Raw genomic sequence first — 17,940 nt, 5'->3', positions numbered from 1 at the left:
GACACTGCATCTGCTCGCCCGCATAGCGCGCAAGCACCAGGAAATCCCATCACTTGTAGAGGTTATTCATGTCACCACAACACATCATTCCAGCAGCGATGCTGGCGCTCGCCACCTTCGCTCCTTTTCACGCTTCGGCGGCAGACACCAACGCCAATCCTGGCGCCAACCCGGGTCCAGTGTATGCAGGTGCCAGCTACGGCTTCCGTGCCAGCACCGGCCTCGATTGCGCGCCAGGCCAGCAAAACTGCGACAAGAGCAGCAAGCGTAACGGCAAGGCCTACGTGGGTTACAGTTTCGACGCACTGCCCTTTCAGGGCGGCGTTGCCGTGCCTGCGATTGAACTGGTGGGCTACACCAGCGGCAGCGTCACATCGGGTTTCGATACCGGGGCGGGAAAAGTCGCGGGCCGCGGCAAGTTCAACGGCGCCGGCGTACAAGGCGTGCTCGGCTACCAGTTCGACGCGTTTACCTTGAGCGGTCGCGCCGGTCTGGCTTACACGCAGGGCAAGGTCGATTACGCCACAGGCGGGTCGGACAAGGAGAACAAGGCGGGACTGATGTATGGTCTCGGCGCGGCTTATGCGCTGAACAAGAACTGGTCGCTGCACCTCGACTGGGACCGCGTACCGGTGAAGTACAGCGGCAGCCAGAAAACCAAAGCTGACATGTTTTCGCTCGGCGCGTCTTACCGCTTTTAAGTTTCCACTTTCAGCAGCAGTTTCGCCAGCAAGCGTTTTTCTTGCTGGCGCTGGCCTGATACGGTTTTGACATGCGCCCCGGCCGCGCGCTGCTTGGCGGCGGCGGCAACCGGGTTGCGCGGCTTTTGCGAAGGTTCGACGCGGAACTGCATTTTCTGCCGCGTCGCCAGGGCCTTGTTTGCCACCGTTTCCTCCTTTGCCGTGATTACAGCACGCAGTTACAACACGTAGCGCGACAGGTCCTCGTTGACCGACAGCGCCTCCAGGCGCTGGTTCACGTACGCGGCATCGATCACCAGCAGGTTTTCGCTGCTGCTACTGCCTTCGCTGGCCGTAAACGACACTTCTTCCAGCAGCTTTTCCATCACCGTATGCAAACGGCGCGCGCCGATGTTTTCCGTGCGCTCGTTGACCGAGTAGGCGATTTCAGCCAGGCGCGTGATGCCTTCCGGCGCAAATTGCAGCTTCAGGTTTTCGGTCGCCAGCAAGGCTTCGTACTGCATCGTCAGGCAGGCGTCGGTGCTGGTCAGGATGCGCTCGAAATCGGAGATCGACAGCGATTCCAGCTCCACGCGGATCGGGAAGCGGCCTTGCAATTCCGGGATCAGGTCGGACGGTTTGGACAAGTGGAAGGCGCCCGAGGCGATGAACAGGATATGGTCCGTACGTATCATGCCGTACTTGGTGTTCACCGTCGTGCCTTCGACCAGCGGCAGCAGGTCGCGCTGCACGCCGGCGCGCGAGATGTCGGCGCCACCCGATTCCGAGCGCGAAGCGATCTTGTCGATCTCGTCCAGGAAAACGATGCCGTTCTGCTCCACGTTCTGGATGGCCTTTTGTTTCAGCTCGTCTTCGTTGACCAGCTTGGCCGCTTCTTCCTCGACCAGCAGTTTCAACGCCTCCTTGATCTTGACCTTGCGCGCCTTCTTGCGTGCCTGGCCCGCGCCCGAAAACATGGACTTGATCTGCTCCGTCATTTCTTCCATGCCAGGCGGCGCCATGATTTCCATTTGCGGGCCCGCTTCGGCCAGTTCGATCTCGATTTCCTTGTCGTCCAGCTCGCCCTGGCGCAAACGCTTGCGGAAAGTCTGGCGCGTGCTGTCGCCGCTGCCCGTGTCCACGGCTGCTGCCGAATTTGGCGTAAAGCCGAAGTCGCGCGCTGGCGGCACCAGGATGTCGATGATGCGGTCTTCCGCGGCATCTTCGGCGCGCACGCGCACTTTCTTCATTTCCGAGGCGCGCGTCTGCTTGATGCCGATGTCGATCAGGTCGCGGATGATGGTGTCCACGTCGCGGCCCACATAACCGACTTCCGTGAATTTGGTCGCTTCGATCTTGATGAAGGGCGCGTCGGCCAGCTTGGCCAGGCGGCGCGCGATTTCAGTCTTGCCGACGCCCGTCGGGCCGATCATCAGGATATTTTTAGGCGTGATTTCATGGCGCAGCGGCTCGGCCACCTGCTGGCGGCGCCAGCGGTTGCGCAAGGCGATGGCGACGGCGCGTTTGGCCTTGCCTTGTCCCACCACATGCTTGTCGAGTTCAGCGACGATTTCCAATGGGGTCATGTTCATGATCATATTCTGCTCGGCTTTCGTACTTAATCTAACGTTTCGATGATGTGCGACATGTTGGTATAAATGCAGAGTTCAGCGGCGATGGTCAGCGATTTCTTGATCACTTCGGCCGGCGGCAAGTCTGTATTTTCCTGCAGCGCCTTGGCGGCCGATTGCGCGTAGCTACCGCCCGAACCGATGGCGCCGATGCCGTCTTCCGGCTCCAGCACATCCCCATTGCCCGTGATGACCAGGGTCGATTCGCTGTCTGCCACCAGCAGCATCGCTTCCAGTCGGCGCAGCACGCGGTCGGTGCGCCAGTCCTTGGCCAGTTCCACCGAAGCGCGCAGCAAATTGCCCTGGTGTTTTTCCAGCTTGCCCTCAAAGCGGTCGAGCAGGGTAAACGCGTCGGCGGTGCCGCCGGCGAAACCTACCAGGACTTTACCTTGATACAACTTGCGTACCTTGCGGGCCGTGCCCTTCATGACGATATTGCCCAGTGTTACCTGGCCGTCGCCGCCCAGGGCGACTTGCTTGCCGCGCCGTACGCAGAGGATGGTGGTGCCGTGAAATTGTTCCATATTGACCTCAAAAGTTCGTGCAAAGCCGTGCGATTGCGCACCGATTGTTCAAAAATGGGGATGGAAAAGGCAATTGCAAGCCAGATTCAGGATAGATGTGCTTGTTCCAGTGTAGCTAGGTCTGGACGAAAAAAAAGCATGCAAGGATATTTGCATGCTTTTTCAAGGATGGCCCCCAAGGGCCGGGCGATCAGTCGCCGTACAGTTTTTGCTTCAGTTCGCGCCGTTGCTGGGCCTCCAGCGACAGGGTGGCGGTTGGACGGGCGATCAGGCGGGGAATGCCGATAGGCTCGCCCGTTTCTTCACACCAGCCGTAATCGCCGGCATCGATGCTGGCGATCGATTGCTGAACTTTTTTCAGCAGTTTGCGTTCGCGGTCGCGCGTGCGCAGTTCCAGCGCATGCTCTTCCTCGATCGTGGCGCGGTCGGCCGGATCGGGTACCAGCACCGTTTCGCGCAAATGTTCGGTGGTTTCGCCTGCGTTTTTCAGCAAGTCTTTTTCGAGCTGTTGCAGGCGCGCCTTGAAGAATGCCAGCTGGGCTGCATTCATGTAGTCGTCCTCGCTCATGGCGCGAATTTGCTCTTCGCTGATGAGAGGGATCTCTTGGTTGGCGGCCGGGGTCGATTTATTAGTTTTGGTCATAACTTCGCTTACCTTCGATACGACAGAGTTTTCAAATTGATCAGTTACTGCGGCGATGCCGAGCAACTGTACAGGTTCCGCTTGGCATTGCTGTCCGGCTGTACTGCTTGCGACCTAGGCTTGCCGGCAGACTGCTGTCCGGCTGCATTTGCCATGTTGATAACTTTTTACCGCTATATGCCAGTCTCGCTATTGCTTGCGTCGACCTGCGTAGTGGGGTGGAGCGATTTCATGCCTGGCATGCGGCCAGCGGCAGTTTGCCAGCATTTCATGACAGGTTAACGACAAGGGCCGTTTTCGTCGCTGATTTTGGCACGCTTTGCCGTATATTGCCATCCCGATTTGTTGACGAGCCGATCAGATATGGCCACTTGTTGGTTTATTCCAGCAAGTTCCAGCAAAATTCTCGTCAGACAGCGGGAAAGCGTGTTTTCTTTCCCTTTCCTATTTGCAACGGGCCTTTTGCAAAACCCGGCTAGTTTATACCAAACATTGTTCGAGTCCGCGAATAAAAATGTCTTTTGGTAGATTTTTGCCAATAAACACCATTTTGCTGCCGCGTACCTCGTCTTCGCCCCATTTGGCGCCCAGGTCGCTGCCCATCAGCTGGTGCACGCCCTGGAACACCACTTTGCGCTCGGCGCCCTGCATCAGCAGCACACCCTTGTAGCGCAGCATGCGGGGGCCATACACTTGTACCAGGCCGCCAAGGAACTCGTCGAGCTTGGCGCTGTCGAACGGCTGCGTACTCTTGAAAACAAAGGCGGCGATATCGTCGCTGTGCTGGGCATGGTGGTGATCGTGATGGCCGCAGTCAGTGGCGCAGGCGTCGCTGTGCTCATGGGCGTGCTCATGATCGTGTTTATGCTCGTGCGCATGGTCATGGTCATGGTTATGCACATGGGCGCTTTCGGTAGCCAGGAAATCCGGGTCCAGCTCCAGCTTTTCATTCAGGTTGAAACCACGGATATCGAGCACTTCGGCAATCGGTGCGCGGCCGAAATCCACCTTGCCGATCGGTGCGCGTGGATTGATGCGCTTCAGGCGGCGCGTCAGCGCAGCTACGTCATCTTCACTGACCAGGTCGGTTTTCGACAGCAGCAGCTTGTCGGCAAAGCCCACTTGCCGTTGCGCTTCTTCGTATTCGTCAAGTTGTTTCATGGCATGGCGTGCATCGACTACGGTAATGATCGCGTCGAGCATGTAATGGCTGCCCACTTCTTCATCGACAAAGAAAGTCTGCGCCACCGGACCGGGATTGGCCAGGCCCGTGGTTTCGATGACGATGCGGTCAAATGCCAGCAAGCCGGCGTCGCGCTTTTGCGCCAGCGCCGTCAGGGCCACGATCAGGTCGCCGCGCACGGTGCAGCAGATGCAGCCGTTATTCATTTCGATGATTTGCTCGCTGCTGTCTTGCACCAGGATTTCATTGTCGATATTTTCCTGGCCAAACTCATTTTCGATCACGGCGATACGCATGCCATGGTCTTCCTGCAATATGCGGTTGAGCAGGGTGGTTTTGCCGGCGCCCAGAAAACCGGTGAGGATGGTGGTTGGTATCAGTGCCATGAAGAGTGCCTATGCTGTGTGTCGGTGGTGTCGCCGTGCAAGCCGGCGAATCCGGACGATTATGCCGGAATTTTGCAAATGCTTGCAAACAGCCACTATCCGCTTGATATGGATCAGGCTGCGGGTTTGCTTATTTGAGCTTGGCCCGCGGGTGGGCCTGGTCGTACACCTGGGCCAGGTGCTGGAAATCGAGCGCCGTGTAGACCTGGGTCGAGGTGATGCTGGCATGGCCCAGCATTTCCTGCACGGCACGCAGGTCGCCCGACGATTGCAGCACGTGCGAGGCAAACGAGTGGCGCAGCACGTGCGGATGCACATTGGCAGGGATATCCGAACTGAGCGCGTGTGCTTTCAGGCGCAATTGCAGCACCCTGGGCGAGATGCGCGTGCCCCGCGTGCTCAGGAACAGGGCGGCGCTGCCATCCCTGGCAGGCGGGCGCACGGCCAGCCAGCTTGACAGGGCGACCAGGGCGGCCTTGCCGACGGGCACCTTGCGCATCTTGCTGCCCTTGCCGGTGACGATGACTTCGAAGCTGGCCATGTCGATCCAGCCCAGCGAGGCGGGCAGACCATTTTCCGCCTTGCAATAGTGTGTGTCGAGGCTGGTCAGTTCGGACACCCGCAGTCCGCTCGAATACAGCAGTTCGAACATGGCGCGGTTGCACAGCTGTTCCGGTTCCGGCTTGCCTTGCGGGTGGGTGGCGGGCGCCACCAGGCGCACGGCGTCGTCGACCGACAAGGCCTTGGGCAGGCTCTTGGCCCGCTTGGGGGCGCGGATGCCATCCACCGGGTTGGCGTCGAGCGCCGTTTCGCCGCTGAGCCAGGCAAAAAAGCCGCGCCACGACGACAGCTTGCGTGCGATCGAACGCGGGTCCAGCCCGCCTGCATGCAGCTTGGCCGTGTAGCGGCGCACTTCATTATGCGCCAGCGCGGTCCAGGCGATATCTGCGCTGAGCGTCAGCAGCTCGCGCAGGTCGCGTGCATAGGCGGCCACCGTGTGTGGCGACAGCTTGCGCTGCGTGGCCAGCTGCGCCAGGTAGGTCTCCAGCCATTCCGCCTTGCTGCGCGAGGCAAGCATATCAGTGCAGCTTGGCTGCCACCAGCGCATGCAGGGCAGCGCTGGCGGTGGCGCCGATATGCACCAGGAAATCGGTGCCCATGCTGGACGTGAAGCGTTCGCTGTCAGGTGAACCGAGCACCAGCAGGCCGAAGGTGTCGCCCGTGCCCGGCGTGCGCAGGGCGATCATGACGGTCGATTCCACCTTGTCTGCCTGCAGCCATTGCACCGCTTCAAAGTCGTGGTTGCTGCCGCAATACGGTGTTTGCAAGCCATTGGCGAACATGCGCACATCGGCCGTGATGTTCTGGCTATACCAGGCGTCGGCGTATTCGGGCGCCAGTTGCCACAGGCGCAGGCTGACATGGGGCACGCCGAAATTGCTTTGCAAGGCGTCGACCAGCACGCGCGGCATGGCGGCATCGTCGCGCACCTGCAGCATGGCCTGGTTCCAGCCGTGGAATTTGTTGGCAATCGCGCCATTTTCTTCGGCGACGCGGCTCAGCCTGGACATGCGCAGTTCCAGCGCCTTGTACTTGTCGCGCATCACTTCCATCTGCCGCTCCTGCAAGGAGATGGTACGGCCCGTCAGCGGACTGCTGAGTTTAACTTCACCGAGCAGGCTGGTGTGTTCTGCGAAGAAGTCCGGGTGCTCGCTCAGATACTGGGCGACGGTGCTTGAATCGAGTGTGGCAGTCATGGTTAGTGTCAGGAAGAAAGATGAACGCTTGATTCTAACCGAGAGTGCGCTGTGGACGGGGCAAAGTTGGCGCTGTTGCTTGTTGCCATGAAAAAAGCGGCATGGTAACCCATGCCGCTTTGTTTTCTGCGCTGCAAATGGCGCCCGCTTGGGCGCCCCTTGCCGGCATCAGAAGTTGTGGTGCACGCCGACGCCGATGTAGTTGGCCGAGCTGACGGTTTTCTTGTTCGAAATGTCTGCGTACAGATAGGTGCGTTTCGACAGGTTGTAATCGTAGCCCAGCGATGCCTGCTTGGTCTTGGTGACGCCATCCGGCGTTTTTTGACCGTAGCCAGCGCGGATCTTGCCCGGGCCCACGTCGTAGTTGGCGCCAACCAGCCACGCCTTGGTGTTGGTGTTGATGATCTTGAACTTATCGTCATTCTGATGCTGATACGAAGCCATCAGTTTCAGGCCCGAGTCCAGCGGGTTGACCGAGCCGCCGACCGACCACAGTTTTGCTTGCACGGCATTACGCTCGTAAGCGCCCATCAGGGCAAACAGCGGGTTGGTGTAGGTCACCGAAACCGAGTACGGATTCGAGCCGGCTTGCACGTTGGCTGCCAGGGCGTAGTTGCCGCTGGCATTCGTTGCCGATGGCGCTGCAAACGGTACGGCGATATTGCCGAGCGCTTCCTTGGACGCCACGGTGGCGTTGAACTGGAAGCCTGCGATGACCGGCGAGTTATAGAACACGGCGTTCGAGAAGCGGTTGCGCGAGTTGCCCGGTGGGCTCAGCGGATCGCTGGTGTAGCCGGCCACTTGCAGGTCGGTCTGGAAGCCGACTGGGGTTGGCATGCCCGACCATGGCTCAAAGTAGGTGCTCGTTTCCTGGAAGGCGGTCAAGCCACGGCCCAGACGCACGGTACCGAAGTCGCCTTGCAGGCCGACGCGGCTTTGGCCCTGGAAAAAGGGACGGGAATTGACACCCGACGTGTTTTCAATGGTGCCGGTATCGGGTTCGAAGCGGATTTCCAGTTGGAAAATTGCTTTCAAACCGCCGCCCAGATCTTCCGCACCCTTGAAGCCCAGTTTGTTGTTGTCGCGTTTCGTGACCTGGGCAGTGGTGCCAGTTGCCTTGGCGACGCCGGCATCGACCGTGCCGTAGATCTGGACGGACGACTGTGCCTGTGCGGCACCGGCGAATGCGCCGAAGAGGGCGAGAGCAACGAGTGATTTTTTCATGTCTTATTCCCTATGTAAAAGTGATTTCCGTCAGAGTCCCGAGCAGATTGGAACGCGGCAAATACTGCATTCCGATGAATGAACCTTAAGTGTTCAGCACGCCAGCCACATGGGATTGGTCAAATAGGCGTGAAAAGATTGGTGAAAATCACCATAAAGGCATTGCTCTGTTGTATTTTTGTAACGCTGCGGAAGGTGACGGAGCCAGCGTGTTCCCGCTGTAGTTGGCTGTTTTGCCATTGGTAAAATGATAGCAGCAAGAGGATGTGTCGGGCAGAAAATATTGCGCTAAATCAATTTTTTCGTCTCTTTTTGACGATTTCACAAGATGGGGACGTTACACTGTCGTAAGGACTGATCAATATGACATCGTTGTTTGGGTGCCAGACGCGAGCAGGCCGGGAGACACGCACATTATTAGAATCATTGACTCAATATCGAGAATCGATGGCAAATCGCGAAATACTAGGCTTGATCAAGGGGGCCCGCGCGGGCAATGTCAGCTGTCAGCTGGCACTGGGCAGGGTCTATCTGTTTGGCCAGGGCGTGCCGCAAAGTGTACCGACCGCCCTGCACTGGCTGGCGCGGGCGGCGCAGGAGCAGAGCGAGGAAGCTTGCCTGCTGATCGGCATGCACGTGCCGTTCGAGGTGGCCCTATCGTCGGCCAAGACTTTGATCCCCTATTATCAACAGGCATTTGACGCCGGGCTGGTGCAAGCGGGACTGGTGCTGGCCCAATTAGTGTTGGGAAATGCCAATGTTGATTGCGAGATCCTGCGGAGCAAGGCCAGGCAGGCGCTCGAAGCGGCAGTGCGTGCCGGTTTGCCCGATGCGCAATGGCTGCTTTCCCGCCAAGATGGCATGGCGAGCACGGCCGGGCAGGGGAGCGGCGAGGTCTGCGAGCTAGCCGGCGTGTATGGCGCACCGCTGTATGCCTGGCTGGAGCAGGCGTGGAGCAGCGGTGACCGCAGCGCGTATGTGTCGCGCGCCTTGCCGCTGGCGCGAGACTTGTTGCGGCGCCAGGCGGTGCAGGGTGCCTGCCGCATCACTCTGGCAGCACCGCAAGTGTTGCTGCTGTCGCGCTGTGCCCAGGCGCTGGCCCTGACGTGTGCGCCGGAAAGTTGGCAATGCTGCGAGCTGGCGGCCCATGGCGGCGACCGCACGGCACAGCTGGAACTGGGGCTGGGCTATGCGCGTATGGATGCGCAGGGCAGGCGGCTGGCCACGCGCAGTGGCACGGCCAATTTCAAGCGCGCCGTACGCTGGCTGACCCAGGCGGGCGAGCAGGGGCTGGCCGATGCCTGGTTCGTGCTGTCGCGCATTTATATCAAACCTGAATTTTCGCAACGTAATGTGCTGGAGGCGCAATCCTGCCTGGAGCGCGCGGCCGATCTGGGACATGCACCGGCCCAGCTCGAATGCGGTATGCATGCATGGCGTAACCGGCGTGAGGGAGGCAATAACGATGTGCGCGCCGCTTACTGGCTGTTGCAGGCACAGGCGCAGGGCTGCCTGGAAGCGGGGGCGGCGCTGGTCAAGATCGCCCCTTGCGGCGCCGTTGGCGAATGGGGCCAGGGCAGCGTAGCCTATAGCGGATCGCAGCAGCGTCAATGGCTTCAAAGCCAGCCCTTGCTGGCGGCACGGCTGGAACTGGCGCGCTGCTTTCATTTGTCGCGTGCGGAAGCGTTATTGCTCGATATCCATGCGGCTGATCACGGGCATTGCCTGCTGATCGATATCAGTGCCACGCACGGCCGTGGCAAACGGCGGCTGGTGCTGATCCGCACGGCGCAGGAACGCCATCTGCTCGACCGTGTCATGCGCGTGTTCGAACATGTCGATTGCGGTGTGGAAGGTCCGGAAGGCAATTATCGCCAGCGCCTGTACCGCTTGAAATGTTATCTGGCAGAGCTGGAAACACCGCTGGAACAGGCATTCCTGGCGGCATAGTCCTTGTTGCGATTACAGATCTATCGTGCCTTCAAATACTGTCACGGCCGGGCCCGTCATCAGCACGCTCTTGCCTTCGCCCTGCCAGGCGATCGACAGTTCGCCGCCGCGCGCGCTGATGCGCACGGGTGAGTCGAGCAGGCCACGGCGGATGCCGGCCACGGCGGCGGCGCAGGCGCCCGTGCCGCAGGCCAGCGTTTCGCCGGCGCCCCGTTCATACACGCGCAGTTTCACGTGCTGGCGATCCAGTACCTGCATATAGCCGGCGTTGACCCTGCGCGGAAAGCGCCGGTGGTGTTCGATCAGCGGGCCCGAGCTTTCCAGGTCTAGCCCATCGACATCATCGACCACTTGCACCGCATGCGGATTGCCCATCGAAACGACGGACACCAGCACCGTGGCAGCTAGCCCAGGCAATGCCAGGTCCAGCGGCCACAAGGTGTCGCTGCCTTCCGCCACGCCGTCGAGGCCGCTTGCATCGAAGGGCACCAGGGCTGGTTCCAACACCGGGGCACCCATGTCGACCGTGATGCTGCCGTCGATTTCCAGCCGTGGCGTGATCACGCCGGCCATGGTTTCCACGCTGATGGAGGTCTGGCCGGACAAGCCTTTTTCGCTGACGAACTTGACGAAGGCGCGTGCGCCATTGCCGCATTGCTCGACTTCGCCGCCGTCATTGTTATAGATGCGGTAGCGGAAGTCGCAGCCGGGCAGGCGGGCCTTTTCCACCACCAGGATCTGGTCGGCGCCGATGCCGAAACGGCGGTCGGCCAGGCGCTGCCACTGGGCTGGCGTGAAATCGACCTGCTGGTTGATGGCGTCGATGACGATGAAGTCATTGCCGGCGCCATGCATCTTGGTGAACTGGAGTTTCATGGTAGGGCGATCAAATCAATGTTGCTGGTTGTCGTAGAACGAGGGCTCGCCTTCCGGGCGCGTCTTGAAGCGCTTGTGCGTCCAGAAGTACTCGGCCGGTGTTTCGCGCACGCGCTCTTCGATAAAGTCATTCATGCGGCGCGTGGCGGCCGTGATGTCTTCGCCAGGATAATCGTCCCACGGCGGGTAATACGTCACTTTCCAGCCCTGGTAATCGGGCAGGAAGGTGGCGATCACCGGGATTACCTGGGCCCTGGCGGCCAGCGCCAGGCGCGCCGTGGCTGTCAGGGTGGCGGCCGGCACGCCGAAGAAGGGCACGAATTCCGCATCCTTTTCGCCGAAATCCATGTCCGGCAGCATGAAATAGGGCAAGTTATCACGCAGCGCGCGCAAGATGGGCTTGATGCCATCCTGGCGTGTAAACAGTTTCGATGGCTTGAAACGCGAACGGCCGTCGCGCAAGGCCTTGTCGAACACGGCGTTCTTTTGCTGCGCATACATCGACGAGGCTGAAATTTCCATCGCCGTGGCCGCGCCGGCGACGTCGAGGCAAACAAAGTGCGGGCACAGCAAAATGGTCGGTTTGGAGGCGATCAGTTGTCCCGGGAACGCTGGCACTTTCTTGATCAGGCGGTTCAGGCGCTCTTCCGAGGCCCACCACAGAATAGCGCGTTCCCACACGCTGCGCGAATACGCCTGGAAATGCTGGCGCGCCAGGGCTACTCTTTCCTTTTCCGATAATTCCGGCATGCACAGGCGCAAATTGGTCAGCGCGATCTTGCGCCGGCGCGGCATGGCGATGAACAGCAGGCTGCCGACGGCGACGCCAAAGCGGCCCAGGATGGGCAGGGGCAGCCAATGCAGCAGCCACATCAGGGCGAGCAGCAGCCTCATGCCTGTTCTCCTGCATCGCTGCTGGCGGCGTTCGGTGGCGGTGCGCCGCGCGGTACTTTATAGCGGTTGTAGCTCCACAGATATTGTGCGGGGCTGCGCGCGATCAATTGCTCCATGGCTGCGTTGATGGTGCGTGCCTGCTGCGCCGAAGGGCAGTCCAGCGATTCGGTGAATGGCACGAAATGCACGCGGTACCCGCGCCCGCCCGGCAGGCGCTCGGCATAGGTGATGATGACTTCGGCGCCGCCCATCTGCGCCAGCTTGGCCGGCAGGGTCATGGTGTAGGCGGGGCGGCCGAAGAAATCGGCCCACACGCCTTCGCCTTCTTGCGGCACCTGGTCTGGCAGCAAACCGATCGGCTGGCCTTTCTTCAGGCATTTGGCGAAGATGCGCACGCCCGACATATTGGCGGGCGCCAGCATCAGGTTTTCGCGTGCGCGTGCGCCTTCGATCAACGGTTTCAGGGCGGCCCGTTTGGGCGGGCGGTACATCACGGTCAAGGCCGTACGCAGGGCGATTTGCTGCGCGACGATTTCAAAACAGCCCAAATGGGGCGTCAGGAACACGATGCCGCGGCCATGCGCCAGCGCGCGCTCGACCAATTCCCAGTTTTCCACCGTGGCATGGCGCGCCACGCGCTCGGCTGGCGCACACCAGATGAAGGGCAGCTCCAGCACGCTCTTGCCTGCTTCGGACACGGCAGAGTGCAAGTGTTGCGAAAAGCCCGCACCGTGCATGTTTTCACGCATGCGGCGCCGATAGGACGGTGAAATGGCGTAAATTACCCAGCCTAGCGTACTTCCCAGAGCATGCAAAACAGGCAGGGGAAAGAGGGATAAAAAGCGGAAAATGGGGACTAGCATGAATAATCTGTTTTCTACGGTTGACGCGTTGCCGTGCCAAAATTTTTTAAGAAGCGTAAAATACCACGTATGCAGTACCGCCGAGTTAATAGACAACTTGCGAAGCGGAATATAAATATCGCTAAAGCGTCGCAGGCAAAATCCTCTTTACTGCGACAGAACATTCATATCGTAATCAGGAGCCTGCAATGTCAAACGACTATCTCTTCACTTCCGAATCCGTCTCGGAAGGCCACCCGGACAAGGTTGCCGATCAAATTTCCGACGCCATCCTTGACGCCATCCTGACCCAGGACCCGACCGCCCGCGTGGCTGCCGAAACCCTGTGCAACACCGGTCTGGTGGTACTGGCTGGCGAGATTACCACGCATGCCAATGTTGATTATATTCAAGTTGCGCGCGAAACCATCAAACGCATCGGTTACGATAATACGGAATATGGTATCGACTATAAAGGTTGCGCCGTACTGGTGGCTTACGACAAGCAATCGCCAGACATCGCGCAAGGTGTCGATGAAGGCGTTGGTATTGATCTGGATCAAGGCGCTGGCGACCAGGGCTTGATGTTTGGTTATGCCTGCGATGAAACGGCCGAGCTGATGCCAGCCGCCATCCACTACGCGCACCGCCTGGTCGAGCGCCAGTCGCAACTGCGCAAGGATGGCCGTCTGCCATGGCTGCGTCCGGATGCAAAATCGCAAGTGACCCTGCGCTACGTCGATGGCCGTCCGGTCGGTGTGCACACGGTGGTGCTGTCGACCCAGCATGCGCCGGAAATCTCGCACTCGCAGATCGAAGAAGCGGTGATTGAAGAAATCATCAAGCCTATCCTGCCGCGCGAATGGCTGACGGACACCAAATTCCTGGTCAACCCGACCGGCCGTTTCGTTATCGGTGGCCCGCAAGGCGATTGCGGCTTGACCGGCCGCAAGATCATCGTTGATACCTACGGTGGCGCAGCGCCGCACGGCGGCGGCGCGTTTTCGGGCAAGGACCCATCGAAAGTCGACCGTTCGGCCGCTTATGCTGCCCGCTATGTGGCGAAAAACATCGTCGCCGCCGGCCTGGCGCGTCAATGCCAGGTGCAGGTCAGCTACGCCATCGGCGTGGCCAAGCCAATCAACATCACCGTCTACACGGAAGGCACGGGCGTGATTCCCGATACGGAAATCGCCAAGCTGGTGCTAGCACACTTTGATTTGCGTCCAAAAGGTATCGTTCAAATGCTGGACCTGCTGCGTCCGATTTACCAGAAGAGCGCCGCCTACGGCCATTTCGGCCGCGAAGAGCCGGAATTCACCTGGGAACGCACCGACAAGGTCGCCCTGCTGCGTGACGCTGCCGGCCTGAAGTAATCTGCCAGCTGATATAGAGAAGCGCCCCGGCCAAGGCTGCGGGTGCTTTTTTATGTCTGGAAAACAAAAAAAGACAGGCGGACCTGTCTTTTTTCTATTGCGGCTAAAGCTTACTTGGCGGCAGGAGCGGCTGCTGGTGCTGCTTCCGTTTTTGCTGCCTCGGTTTTGGCCTTGGCTTTTTTAGCGTGATGCTTCGGTTTAGCAACTTTGGTGTCAGCTTTGGCTTCGGTGCTGGCAGCTGGCTTGGCTTCGGCTGCTGGCTTGATGGCCGCTTTCATGGCGACTGGAGCGGAAGCGGCAGGAGCCGATGCGGCTGGCGCTGGTGCTTGAGCGAATGCAGCGGAAGCGAACAGGCCGGCGATCAGGGTAGCGATAACTTTTTTCATGATGCAATCCTCAAGTGGTTGTTTAATCGTGCTGGGATGATTCCCGTGTCACTGAGCAAAAAACGCGGTGGCGGACTGATGCGTTGACGACCATTACAAACGCTTACATTTGCCTGGCTATGCCGAATCGGTTGGCGAAGCGTGTGCGCCAATGGTAAGATATCGGGTCCGAGGAGCGTTGCGACGAAGAAATTCGCCAGGCTCGGAATATCCTGCAACCGCGCTCACGTACCTTTTTCACACTGAAAGGAGGGCGTGATGAACGCCGTACTCAAATCGCAACACGACTACACCATCGCTGATATCACCTTGGCCGCCTGGGGCGACAAGGAAATCAAGATCGCTGAAACGGAAATGCCTGGCCTGATGGCCATCCGTGAAGAATTCGCCGCTGCGCAGCCTTTGAAAGGCGCGCGCATCACCGGTTCCATCCATATGACCATCCAGACCGCCGTGCTGATCCAGACCCTGGAAGCACTGGGCGCGCAAGTGCGCTGGGCGTCGTGCAATATTTACTCCACGCAAGACCATGCCGCTGCCGCCATCGCTGCCGCTGGCACGCCTGTGTTCGCTGTCAAGGGCGAATCGCTGGATGACTACTGGGAATATACGCACCGCATCTTTGAATGGCCGGATGCGGACGGCAAGGCTGTCTACTCGAACATGATCCTCGACGACGGTGGCGATGCAACCTTGCTGCTGCATCTGGGCGTGCGCGCCGAAACCGACCTGTCGGTACTGGCCAACCCTTCCTCGGAAGAAGAAATCTGCCTGTTCAACTCGATCAAGAAACACTTGCTGGTCGATGCTACCTGGTACTCGAAGCGTCTGCCGGAAATCCTCGGCGTGACCGAAGAAACCACCACCGGCGTGCACCGTTTGTACCAGATGCATAAAGAAGGCAAGCTGGCCTTCCCTGCAATCAACGTCAACGATTCCGTCACGAAATCGAAGTTCGACAACCTGTACGGCTGCCGCGAGTCCCTGGTCGATGGTATCAAGCGCGCTACCGACGTCATGATCGCCGGTAAAGTGGCCGTCATCGCCGGTTACGGTGATGTCGGCAAAGGTTCGGCGCAAGCCATGCGCGCCCTGTCGGCGCAAGTCTGGGTCACGGAAGTCGATCCGATCTGCGCACTGCAGGCGGCGATGGAAGGCTACCGCGTGGTGACCATGGACTACGCTTGCGAACATGGCGATATCTTTGTCACTTGCACCGGCAACTACCACATCCTGACGCACGATCATCTGACGCGCATGAAAGACCAGGCCATCGTCTGCAACATTGGTCACTTTGACAATGAAATCGACGTCGCTTCGTTGAAACAATACGAGTGGGAAAACATCAAGCCGCAAGTCGACCACATCATTTTCCCATCGGGCCGCCGCATCATCCTGCTGGCTGAAGGCCGCCTAGTCAACCTTGGTTGCGGTACCGGTCACCCGTCGTACGTGATGAGCTCGTCGTTCGCCAACCAGACCATCGCCCAGATCGAACTGTACGCCAACACGGCCAACTACCCGGTCGGCGTGTACACTTTGCCAAAACACCTGGACGAAAAAGTCGCTCGCTTGCAACTCAAAAAGTTGAATGCGCAGCTGACGGAACTGACTGAAGAGCAAGCCGCTTACATCGGCGTGCGTACCGAAGGTCCGTACAAGCCAGAGCACTACCGCTATTAATCGGTAGTCCGGGGCTGTACATCACCCTCTGAAGGCCGGCGCCTGCCGCCGGCCTGACCCTTCTTTTTGACAGGCTAAAGAAATGCGCTTGCTACTGACTTGGTTGATCAACGCGGCAGCCCTGTTTGCCGTTCCTTATCTGATGCACTCGGTGTCCATGAGCAGTGGCTGGACTGCGCTGCTGGCTGCTGCCTTGCTGGGTCTGGTCAACGCCCTGATACGTCCATTGCTGATTTTGCTGACCTTGCCGGTGACCGTGTTGTCGCTGGGACTGTTCATCCTGATCGTCAATGGCTTTCTGTTCTGGCTGGTGGCGCAGGTCATCGATGGTTTCCATGTCACCAGTTTCTGGGCGGCCGTGGGCGGCGCATTGTTGTACAGCGTCATTTCCTGGGCCCTGTCGACCTTACTTTTGAGTAAAACCGATGGCAGACCATAACTTCAGTATTGAGTTTTTCCCGCCGAAAACCCCGGAAGGGACGGAAAAGCTGCGTGCCACGCGGGCAAAACTGTCCGAACTGCATCCGAAGTATTATTCGGTGACCTTTGGCGCCGGTGGCAGCACCCAGCAAGGTACGCTCGATACCGTGCGCGATATTCTGGCGGACGGCGAAGAAGCCGCGCCCCATCTGTCGTGCGTGGGCGGCACGCGCGAGTCGATCCGCAAGGTACTGGCTGATTTCAAGGATGCTGGTGTGCAGCGTATCGTGGCCTTGCGCGGCGACTTGCCCAGTGGTTACGGCGCAGCGGGCGAGTTCCGCTATGCTAATGAGCTGGTGGAATTCATCCGCGCCGAGACGGGCGACCATTTCCATATCGAAGTGGCTGGCTATCCGGAAATGCATCCGCAAGCGCGTTCGCCGCAAGACGACCTGCAGGCGCTGGTCCGCAAGGTGCAGGCTGGCGCCGATTCGGTCATCACCCAGTACTTCTACAATGCCGATGCGTATTTCCAGTTTATCGAGCAAACGCAGAAGGTGGGCATCAACGTGCCTATCGTGGCCGGCATCATGCCGATCACGAATTACACGCAATTGTTGCGCTTTTCAGAAATGTGCGGCGCGGAAATTCCACGCTGGGTGCGCCTGAAACTGGCCAGCTTCGGCGATGACAGCGCGTCCATCAAGGCTTTTGGCCTCGATGTGGTGACTGCCTTGTGCGAACGCCTGCTAGAGGGTGGCGCGCCCGGCTTGCATTTCTATAGTCTGAACCAGGCGGCCGCTACCACGGCCCTGTGGCAGCGCCTGGTCAAATAAATCAGTTTTGTTTTACACAATATCGCCCTCGGTCACGATGTGATCGAGGGCGATGTCGTATGGGCCGCAGGCAAACTCGGCCGCCAGGCAAGCATAGGCGATACCCACCGTGCGCGGACGCGGTCCTTGCGCCAGGGTACGGTCGTAATAACCGCCGCCATAACCGAGCCGATAGCGTTGGGGATTAAATCCCAGGCAGGGCACCAGCAGCGCAGCAGGTGCCGGGCGCAAGCGCAGCTGGCTGGGCACGGCTACGCCCATGCCATCTTTTACCATGGCCTCCCCAGGTGTCCAGGCAGAAAATGCCAGCGGCGCATGTTTTTCGAGCACTACCGGCAAGGCCAAGGCCACGCCGCTGGCGGCCAGCTGCGCATAGGCAGCGTGCAAATCGGGTTCGCCATGCAGCGGCCAGTACACGCCCAATTCCGTGATGTTTTCTTGTGCACACCAGTCCAGCAGGCGCTGGGCGATGGCGGCATCCCATTGCATGCGCGTGGCTTGCGGCAAGCTGCGCCGCGTGGCCAGCAGCGTCTTGCGCAAGTGCGCTTTTTCCTCTGGTGCGATGGGTGGCCGTATAGCCGGATCGCATGTTATTCTAGGGTCGCTGTTCATATCGCCATCAAGTTAGAATTGAGAGTCGTACATTGAT

General features: G+C 59.4%; 19 protein-coding genes and 1 riboswitch. Of the genes, 6 read left to right on the top strand and 13 right to left on the bottom strand.

Translation table 11 applies throughout. The features are described from left to right. The first annotated feature begins 68 nt into the window (after positions 1 to 68). On the top strand, positions 69 to 701 hold the full coding sequence (locus HDE75_RS19245) for an outer membrane protein (RefSeq protein WP_183679790.1): 633 nt from the start codon (positions 69 to 71) through the stop codon (positions 699 to 701). Here the strand turns inward: HDE75_RS19245 and HDE75_RS19240 are convergent. The 8 genes from HDE75_RS19240 to HDE75_RS19205 all read right to left on the bottom strand — a co-directional run bounded on the left by HDE75_RS19240 (position 698) and on the right by HDE75_RS19205 (position 8,028). Next, positions 698 to 886, bottom strand: coding sequence for a hypothetical protein (locus tag HDE75_RS19240; protein ID WP_183679792.1), 189 nt, complete (start codon positions 884 to 886; stop codon positions 698 to 700). The two genes, HDE75_RS19245 and HDE75_RS19240, sit on opposite strands and share 4 nt — an antisense overlap. A gap of 33 nt (positions 887 to 919) precedes the next feature. Continuing rightward, positions 920 to 2,272 carry an ATP-dependent protease ATPase subunit HslU gene (gene hslU / locus HDE75_RS19235; RefSeq protein WP_311735146.1) on the bottom strand — a complete coding sequence of 451 codons (1,353 nt, stop codon included), beginning with the start codon at positions 2,270 to 2,272 and terminating at the stop codon, positions 920 to 922. Positions 2,273 to 2,298: 26 nt separating this feature from the next. Then, on the bottom strand, positions 2,299 to 2,835 hold the full coding sequence (gene hslV / locus HDE75_RS19230; RefSeq protein ID WP_183679796.1) for an ATP-dependent protease subunit HslV: 537 nt from the start codon (positions 2,833 to 2,835) through the stop codon (positions 2,299 to 2,301). Positions 2,836 to 3,025: 190 nt separating this feature from the next. Further along, positions 3,026 to 3,478 (bottom strand): RNA polymerase-binding protein DksA, encoded by a 453-nt coding sequence (dksA, locus tag HDE75_RS19225; protein WP_183679798.1) that lies wholly within the window; start codon positions 3,476 to 3,478, stop codon positions 3,026 to 3,028. Between the two features lie 480 nt (positions 3,479 to 3,958). After that, positions 3,959 to 5,047 carry a CobW family GTP-binding protein gene (locus HDE75_RS19220; protein WP_183679800.1) on the bottom strand — a complete coding sequence of 363 codons (1,089 nt, stop codon included), beginning with the start codon at positions 5,045 to 5,047 and terminating at the stop codon, positions 3,959 to 3,961. Between the two features lie 130 nt (positions 5,048 to 5,177). Further along, positions 5,178 to 6,125: a tyrosine recombinase XerC gene (locus HDE75_RS19215; protein WP_183679802.1), complete on the bottom strand. Its 948-nt coding sequence runs from the start codon at positions 6,123 to 6,125 to the stop codon at positions 5,178 to 5,180. A 1-nt stretch (position 6,126) separates the two neighbouring features. After that, positions 6,127 to 6,804: a DUF484 family protein gene (locus HDE75_RS19210; protein ID WP_183679804.1), complete on the bottom strand. Its 678-nt coding sequence runs from the start codon at positions 6,802 to 6,804 to the stop codon at positions 6,127 to 6,129. 168 nt (positions 6,805 to 6,972) lie between these two features. Further along, positions 6,973 to 8,028, bottom strand: a complete 1,056-nt coding sequence (locus tag HDE75_RS19205) for a porin (protein ID WP_183679805.1) — start codon at positions 8,026 to 8,028, stop codon at positions 6,973 to 6,975. 447 nt (positions 8,029 to 8,475) lie between these two features. Here HDE75_RS19205 and HDE75_RS19200 point away from each other — a divergent pair, with 447 nt between their 5' ends. Further along, positions 8,476 to 9,978, top strand: coding sequence for a tetratricopeptide repeat protein (locus HDE75_RS19200; protein ID WP_183679807.1), 1,503 nt, complete (start codon positions 8,476 to 8,478; stop codon positions 9,976 to 9,978). A 12-nt stretch (positions 9,979 to 9,990) separates the two neighbouring features. Here HDE75_RS19200 and dapF read toward each other — a convergent pair whose 3' ends face one another. From dapF to HDE75_RS19185, 3 genes are read right to left on the bottom strand one after another with little or no spacing between them, the layout of a single operon-like run. Next, the gene (dapF, locus tag HDE75_RS19195) at positions 9,991 to 10,854 is read right to left on the bottom strand and encodes a diaminopimelate epimerase (protein WP_183679809.1); all 864 of its coding nucleotides are present in this window, start codon (positions 10,852 to 10,854) and stop codon (positions 9,991 to 9,993) included. 15 nt (positions 10,855 to 10,869) lie between these two features. Continuing rightward, positions 10,870 to 11,748 carry an LpxL/LpxP family acyltransferase gene (locus HDE75_RS19190; RefSeq protein WP_183679811.1) on the bottom strand — a complete coding sequence of 293 codons (879 nt, stop codon included), beginning with the start codon at positions 11,746 to 11,748 and terminating at the stop codon, positions 10,870 to 10,872. Beyond that, the gene (locus HDE75_RS19185) at positions 11,745 to 12,611 is read right to left on the bottom strand and encodes a lysophospholipid acyltransferase family protein (RefSeq protein ID WP_183679813.1); all 867 of its coding nucleotides are present in this window, start codon (positions 12,609 to 12,611) and stop codon (positions 11,745 to 11,747) included. Before HDE75_RS19185 ends, HDE75_RS19190 begins: the two co-directional genes overlap by 4 nt. A 188-nt stretch (positions 12,612 to 12,799) precedes the next feature. On the opposite strand from HDE75_RS19185, the gene metK reads away from it, so the two are divergent. Then, complete coding sequence (gene metK, locus HDE75_RS19180) at positions 12,800 to 13,966, top strand: methionine adenosyltransferase (RefSeq protein ID WP_183679815.1); 1,167 nt, start codon at positions 12,800 to 12,802, stop codon at positions 13,964 to 13,966. Positions 13,967 to 14,076: 110 nt separating this feature from the next. On the opposite strand, the gene HDE75_RS19175 is transcribed toward metK, so the two are convergent. Then, positions 14,077 to 14,352: a hypothetical protein gene (locus HDE75_RS19175; RefSeq protein ID WP_183679817.1), complete on the bottom strand. Its 276-nt coding sequence runs from the start codon at positions 14,350 to 14,352 to the stop codon at positions 14,077 to 14,079. A 164-nt stretch (positions 14,353 to 14,516) separates the two neighbouring features. After that, a riboswitch (S-adenosyl-L-homocysteine riboswitch) is annotated at positions 14,517 to 14,585 on the top strand. Between the two features lie 25 nt (positions 14,586 to 14,610). Between HDE75_RS19175 and ahcY the strand changes: the two genes are divergently transcribed. The 3 genes from ahcY to metF all read left to right on the top strand — a co-directional run bounded on the left by ahcY (position 14,611) and on the right by metF (position 17,291). After that, positions 14,611 to 16,035 (top strand): adenosylhomocysteinase, encoded by a 1,425-nt coding sequence (ahcY, locus tag HDE75_RS19170; protein WP_183679819.1) that lies wholly within the window; start codon positions 14,611 to 14,613, stop codon positions 16,033 to 16,035. Positions 16,036 to 16,117: 82 nt separating this feature from the next. Then, positions 16,118 to 16,474, top strand: coding sequence for a phage holin family protein (locus HDE75_RS19165; RefSeq protein ID WP_183679821.1), 357 nt, complete (start codon positions 16,118 to 16,120; stop codon positions 16,472 to 16,474). After that, the gene (gene metF, locus HDE75_RS19160; protein ID WP_183679823.1) at positions 16,461 to 17,291 is read left to right on the top strand and encodes a methylenetetrahydrofolate reductase [NAD(P)H]; all 831 of its coding nucleotides are present in this window, start codon (positions 16,461 to 16,463) and stop codon (positions 17,289 to 17,291) included. Before HDE75_RS19165 ends, metF begins: the two co-directional genes overlap by 14 nt. 12 nt (positions 17,292 to 17,303) lie before the next feature. Here metF and HDE75_RS19155 read toward each other — a convergent pair whose 3' ends face one another. Continuing rightward, entirely contained in the window at positions 17,304 to 17,831 is a 528-nt protein-coding gene (locus HDE75_RS19155; RefSeq protein WP_260174222.1) for a 5-formyltetrahydrofolate cyclo-ligase, read from the bottom strand. Between the last annotated feature and the right edge of the window lie 109 nt (positions 17,832 to 17,940).

The organism is Janthinobacterium silvisoli (genome assembly GCF_014200725.1).
Lineage (GTDB): Bacteria > Pseudomonadota > Gammaproteobacteria > Burkholderiales > Burkholderiaceae_D > Janthinobacterium.
This window is presented reverse-complemented; position numbering and strand designations above follow the sequence as displayed.

Excerpts from the sequence above, each read along its gene's own strand:
- dksA (WP_183679798.1), bottom strand. The coding sequence starts at position 3,478 with ATGACCAAAACTAATAAATCGACCCCGGCCGCCAACCAAGAGATCCCT.
- dapF (WP_183679809.1), bottom strand. The coding sequence starts at position 10,854 with ATGAAACTCCAGTTCACCAAGATGCATGGCGCCGGCAATGACTTCATC.
- hslU (WP_311735146.1), bottom strand. The coding sequence starts at position 2,272 with ATGAACATGACCCCATTGGAAATCGTCGCTGAACTCGACAAGCATGTG.
- HDE75_RS19220 (WP_183679800.1), bottom strand. The coding sequence starts at position 5,047 with ATGGCACTGATACCAACCACCATCCTCACCGGTTTTCTGGGCGCCGGC.
- HDE75_RS19245 (WP_183679790.1), top strand. The coding sequence starts at position 69 with ATGTCACCACAACACATCATTCCAGCAGCGATGCTGGCGCTCGCCACC.
- hslV (WP_183679796.1), bottom strand. The coding sequence starts at position 2,835 with ATGGAACAATTTCACGGCACCACCATCCTCTGCGTACGGCGCGGCAAG.
- metF (WP_183679823.1), top strand. The coding sequence starts at position 16,461 with ATGGCAGACCATAACTTCAGTATTGAGTTTTTCCCGCCGAAAACCCCG.
- HDE75_RS19200 (WP_183679807.1), top strand. The coding sequence starts at position 8,476 with ATGGCAAATCGCGAAATACTAGGCTTGATCAAGGGGGCCCGCGCGGGC.
- HDE75_RS19205 (WP_183679805.1), bottom strand. The coding sequence starts at position 8,028 with ATGAAAAAATCACTCGTTGCTCTCGCCCTCTTCGGCGCATTCGCCGGT.
- metK (WP_183679815.1), top strand. The coding sequence starts at position 12,800 with ATGTCAAACGACTATCTCTTCACTTCCGAATCCGTCTCGGAAGGCCAC.
- HDE75_RS19175 (WP_183679817.1), bottom strand. The coding sequence starts at position 14,352 with ATGAAAAAAGTTATCGCTACCCTGATCGCCGGCCTGTTCGCTTCCGCT.
- ahcY (WP_183679819.1), top strand. The coding sequence starts at position 14,611 with ATGAACGCCGTACTCAAATCGCAACACGACTACACCATCGCTGATATC.
- HDE75_RS19210 (WP_183679804.1), bottom strand. The coding sequence starts at position 6,804 with ATGACTGCCACACTCGATTCAAGCACCGTCGCCCAGTATCTGAGCGAG.
- HDE75_RS19190 (WP_183679811.1), bottom strand. The coding sequence starts at position 11,748 with ATGAGGCTGCTGCTCGCCCTGATGTGGCTGCTGCATTGGCTGCCCCTG.
- HDE75_RS19215 (WP_183679802.1), bottom strand. The coding sequence starts at position 6,125 with ATGCTTGCCTCGCGCAGCAAGGCGGAATGGCTGGAGACCTACCTGGCG.
- HDE75_RS19185 (WP_183679813.1), bottom strand. The coding sequence starts at position 12,611 with ATGCTAGTCCCCATTTTCCGCTTTTTATCCCTCTTTCCCCTGCCTGTT.
- HDE75_RS19165 (WP_183679821.1), top strand. The coding sequence starts at position 16,118 with ATGCGCTTGCTACTGACTTGGTTGATCAACGCGGCAGCCCTGTTTGCC.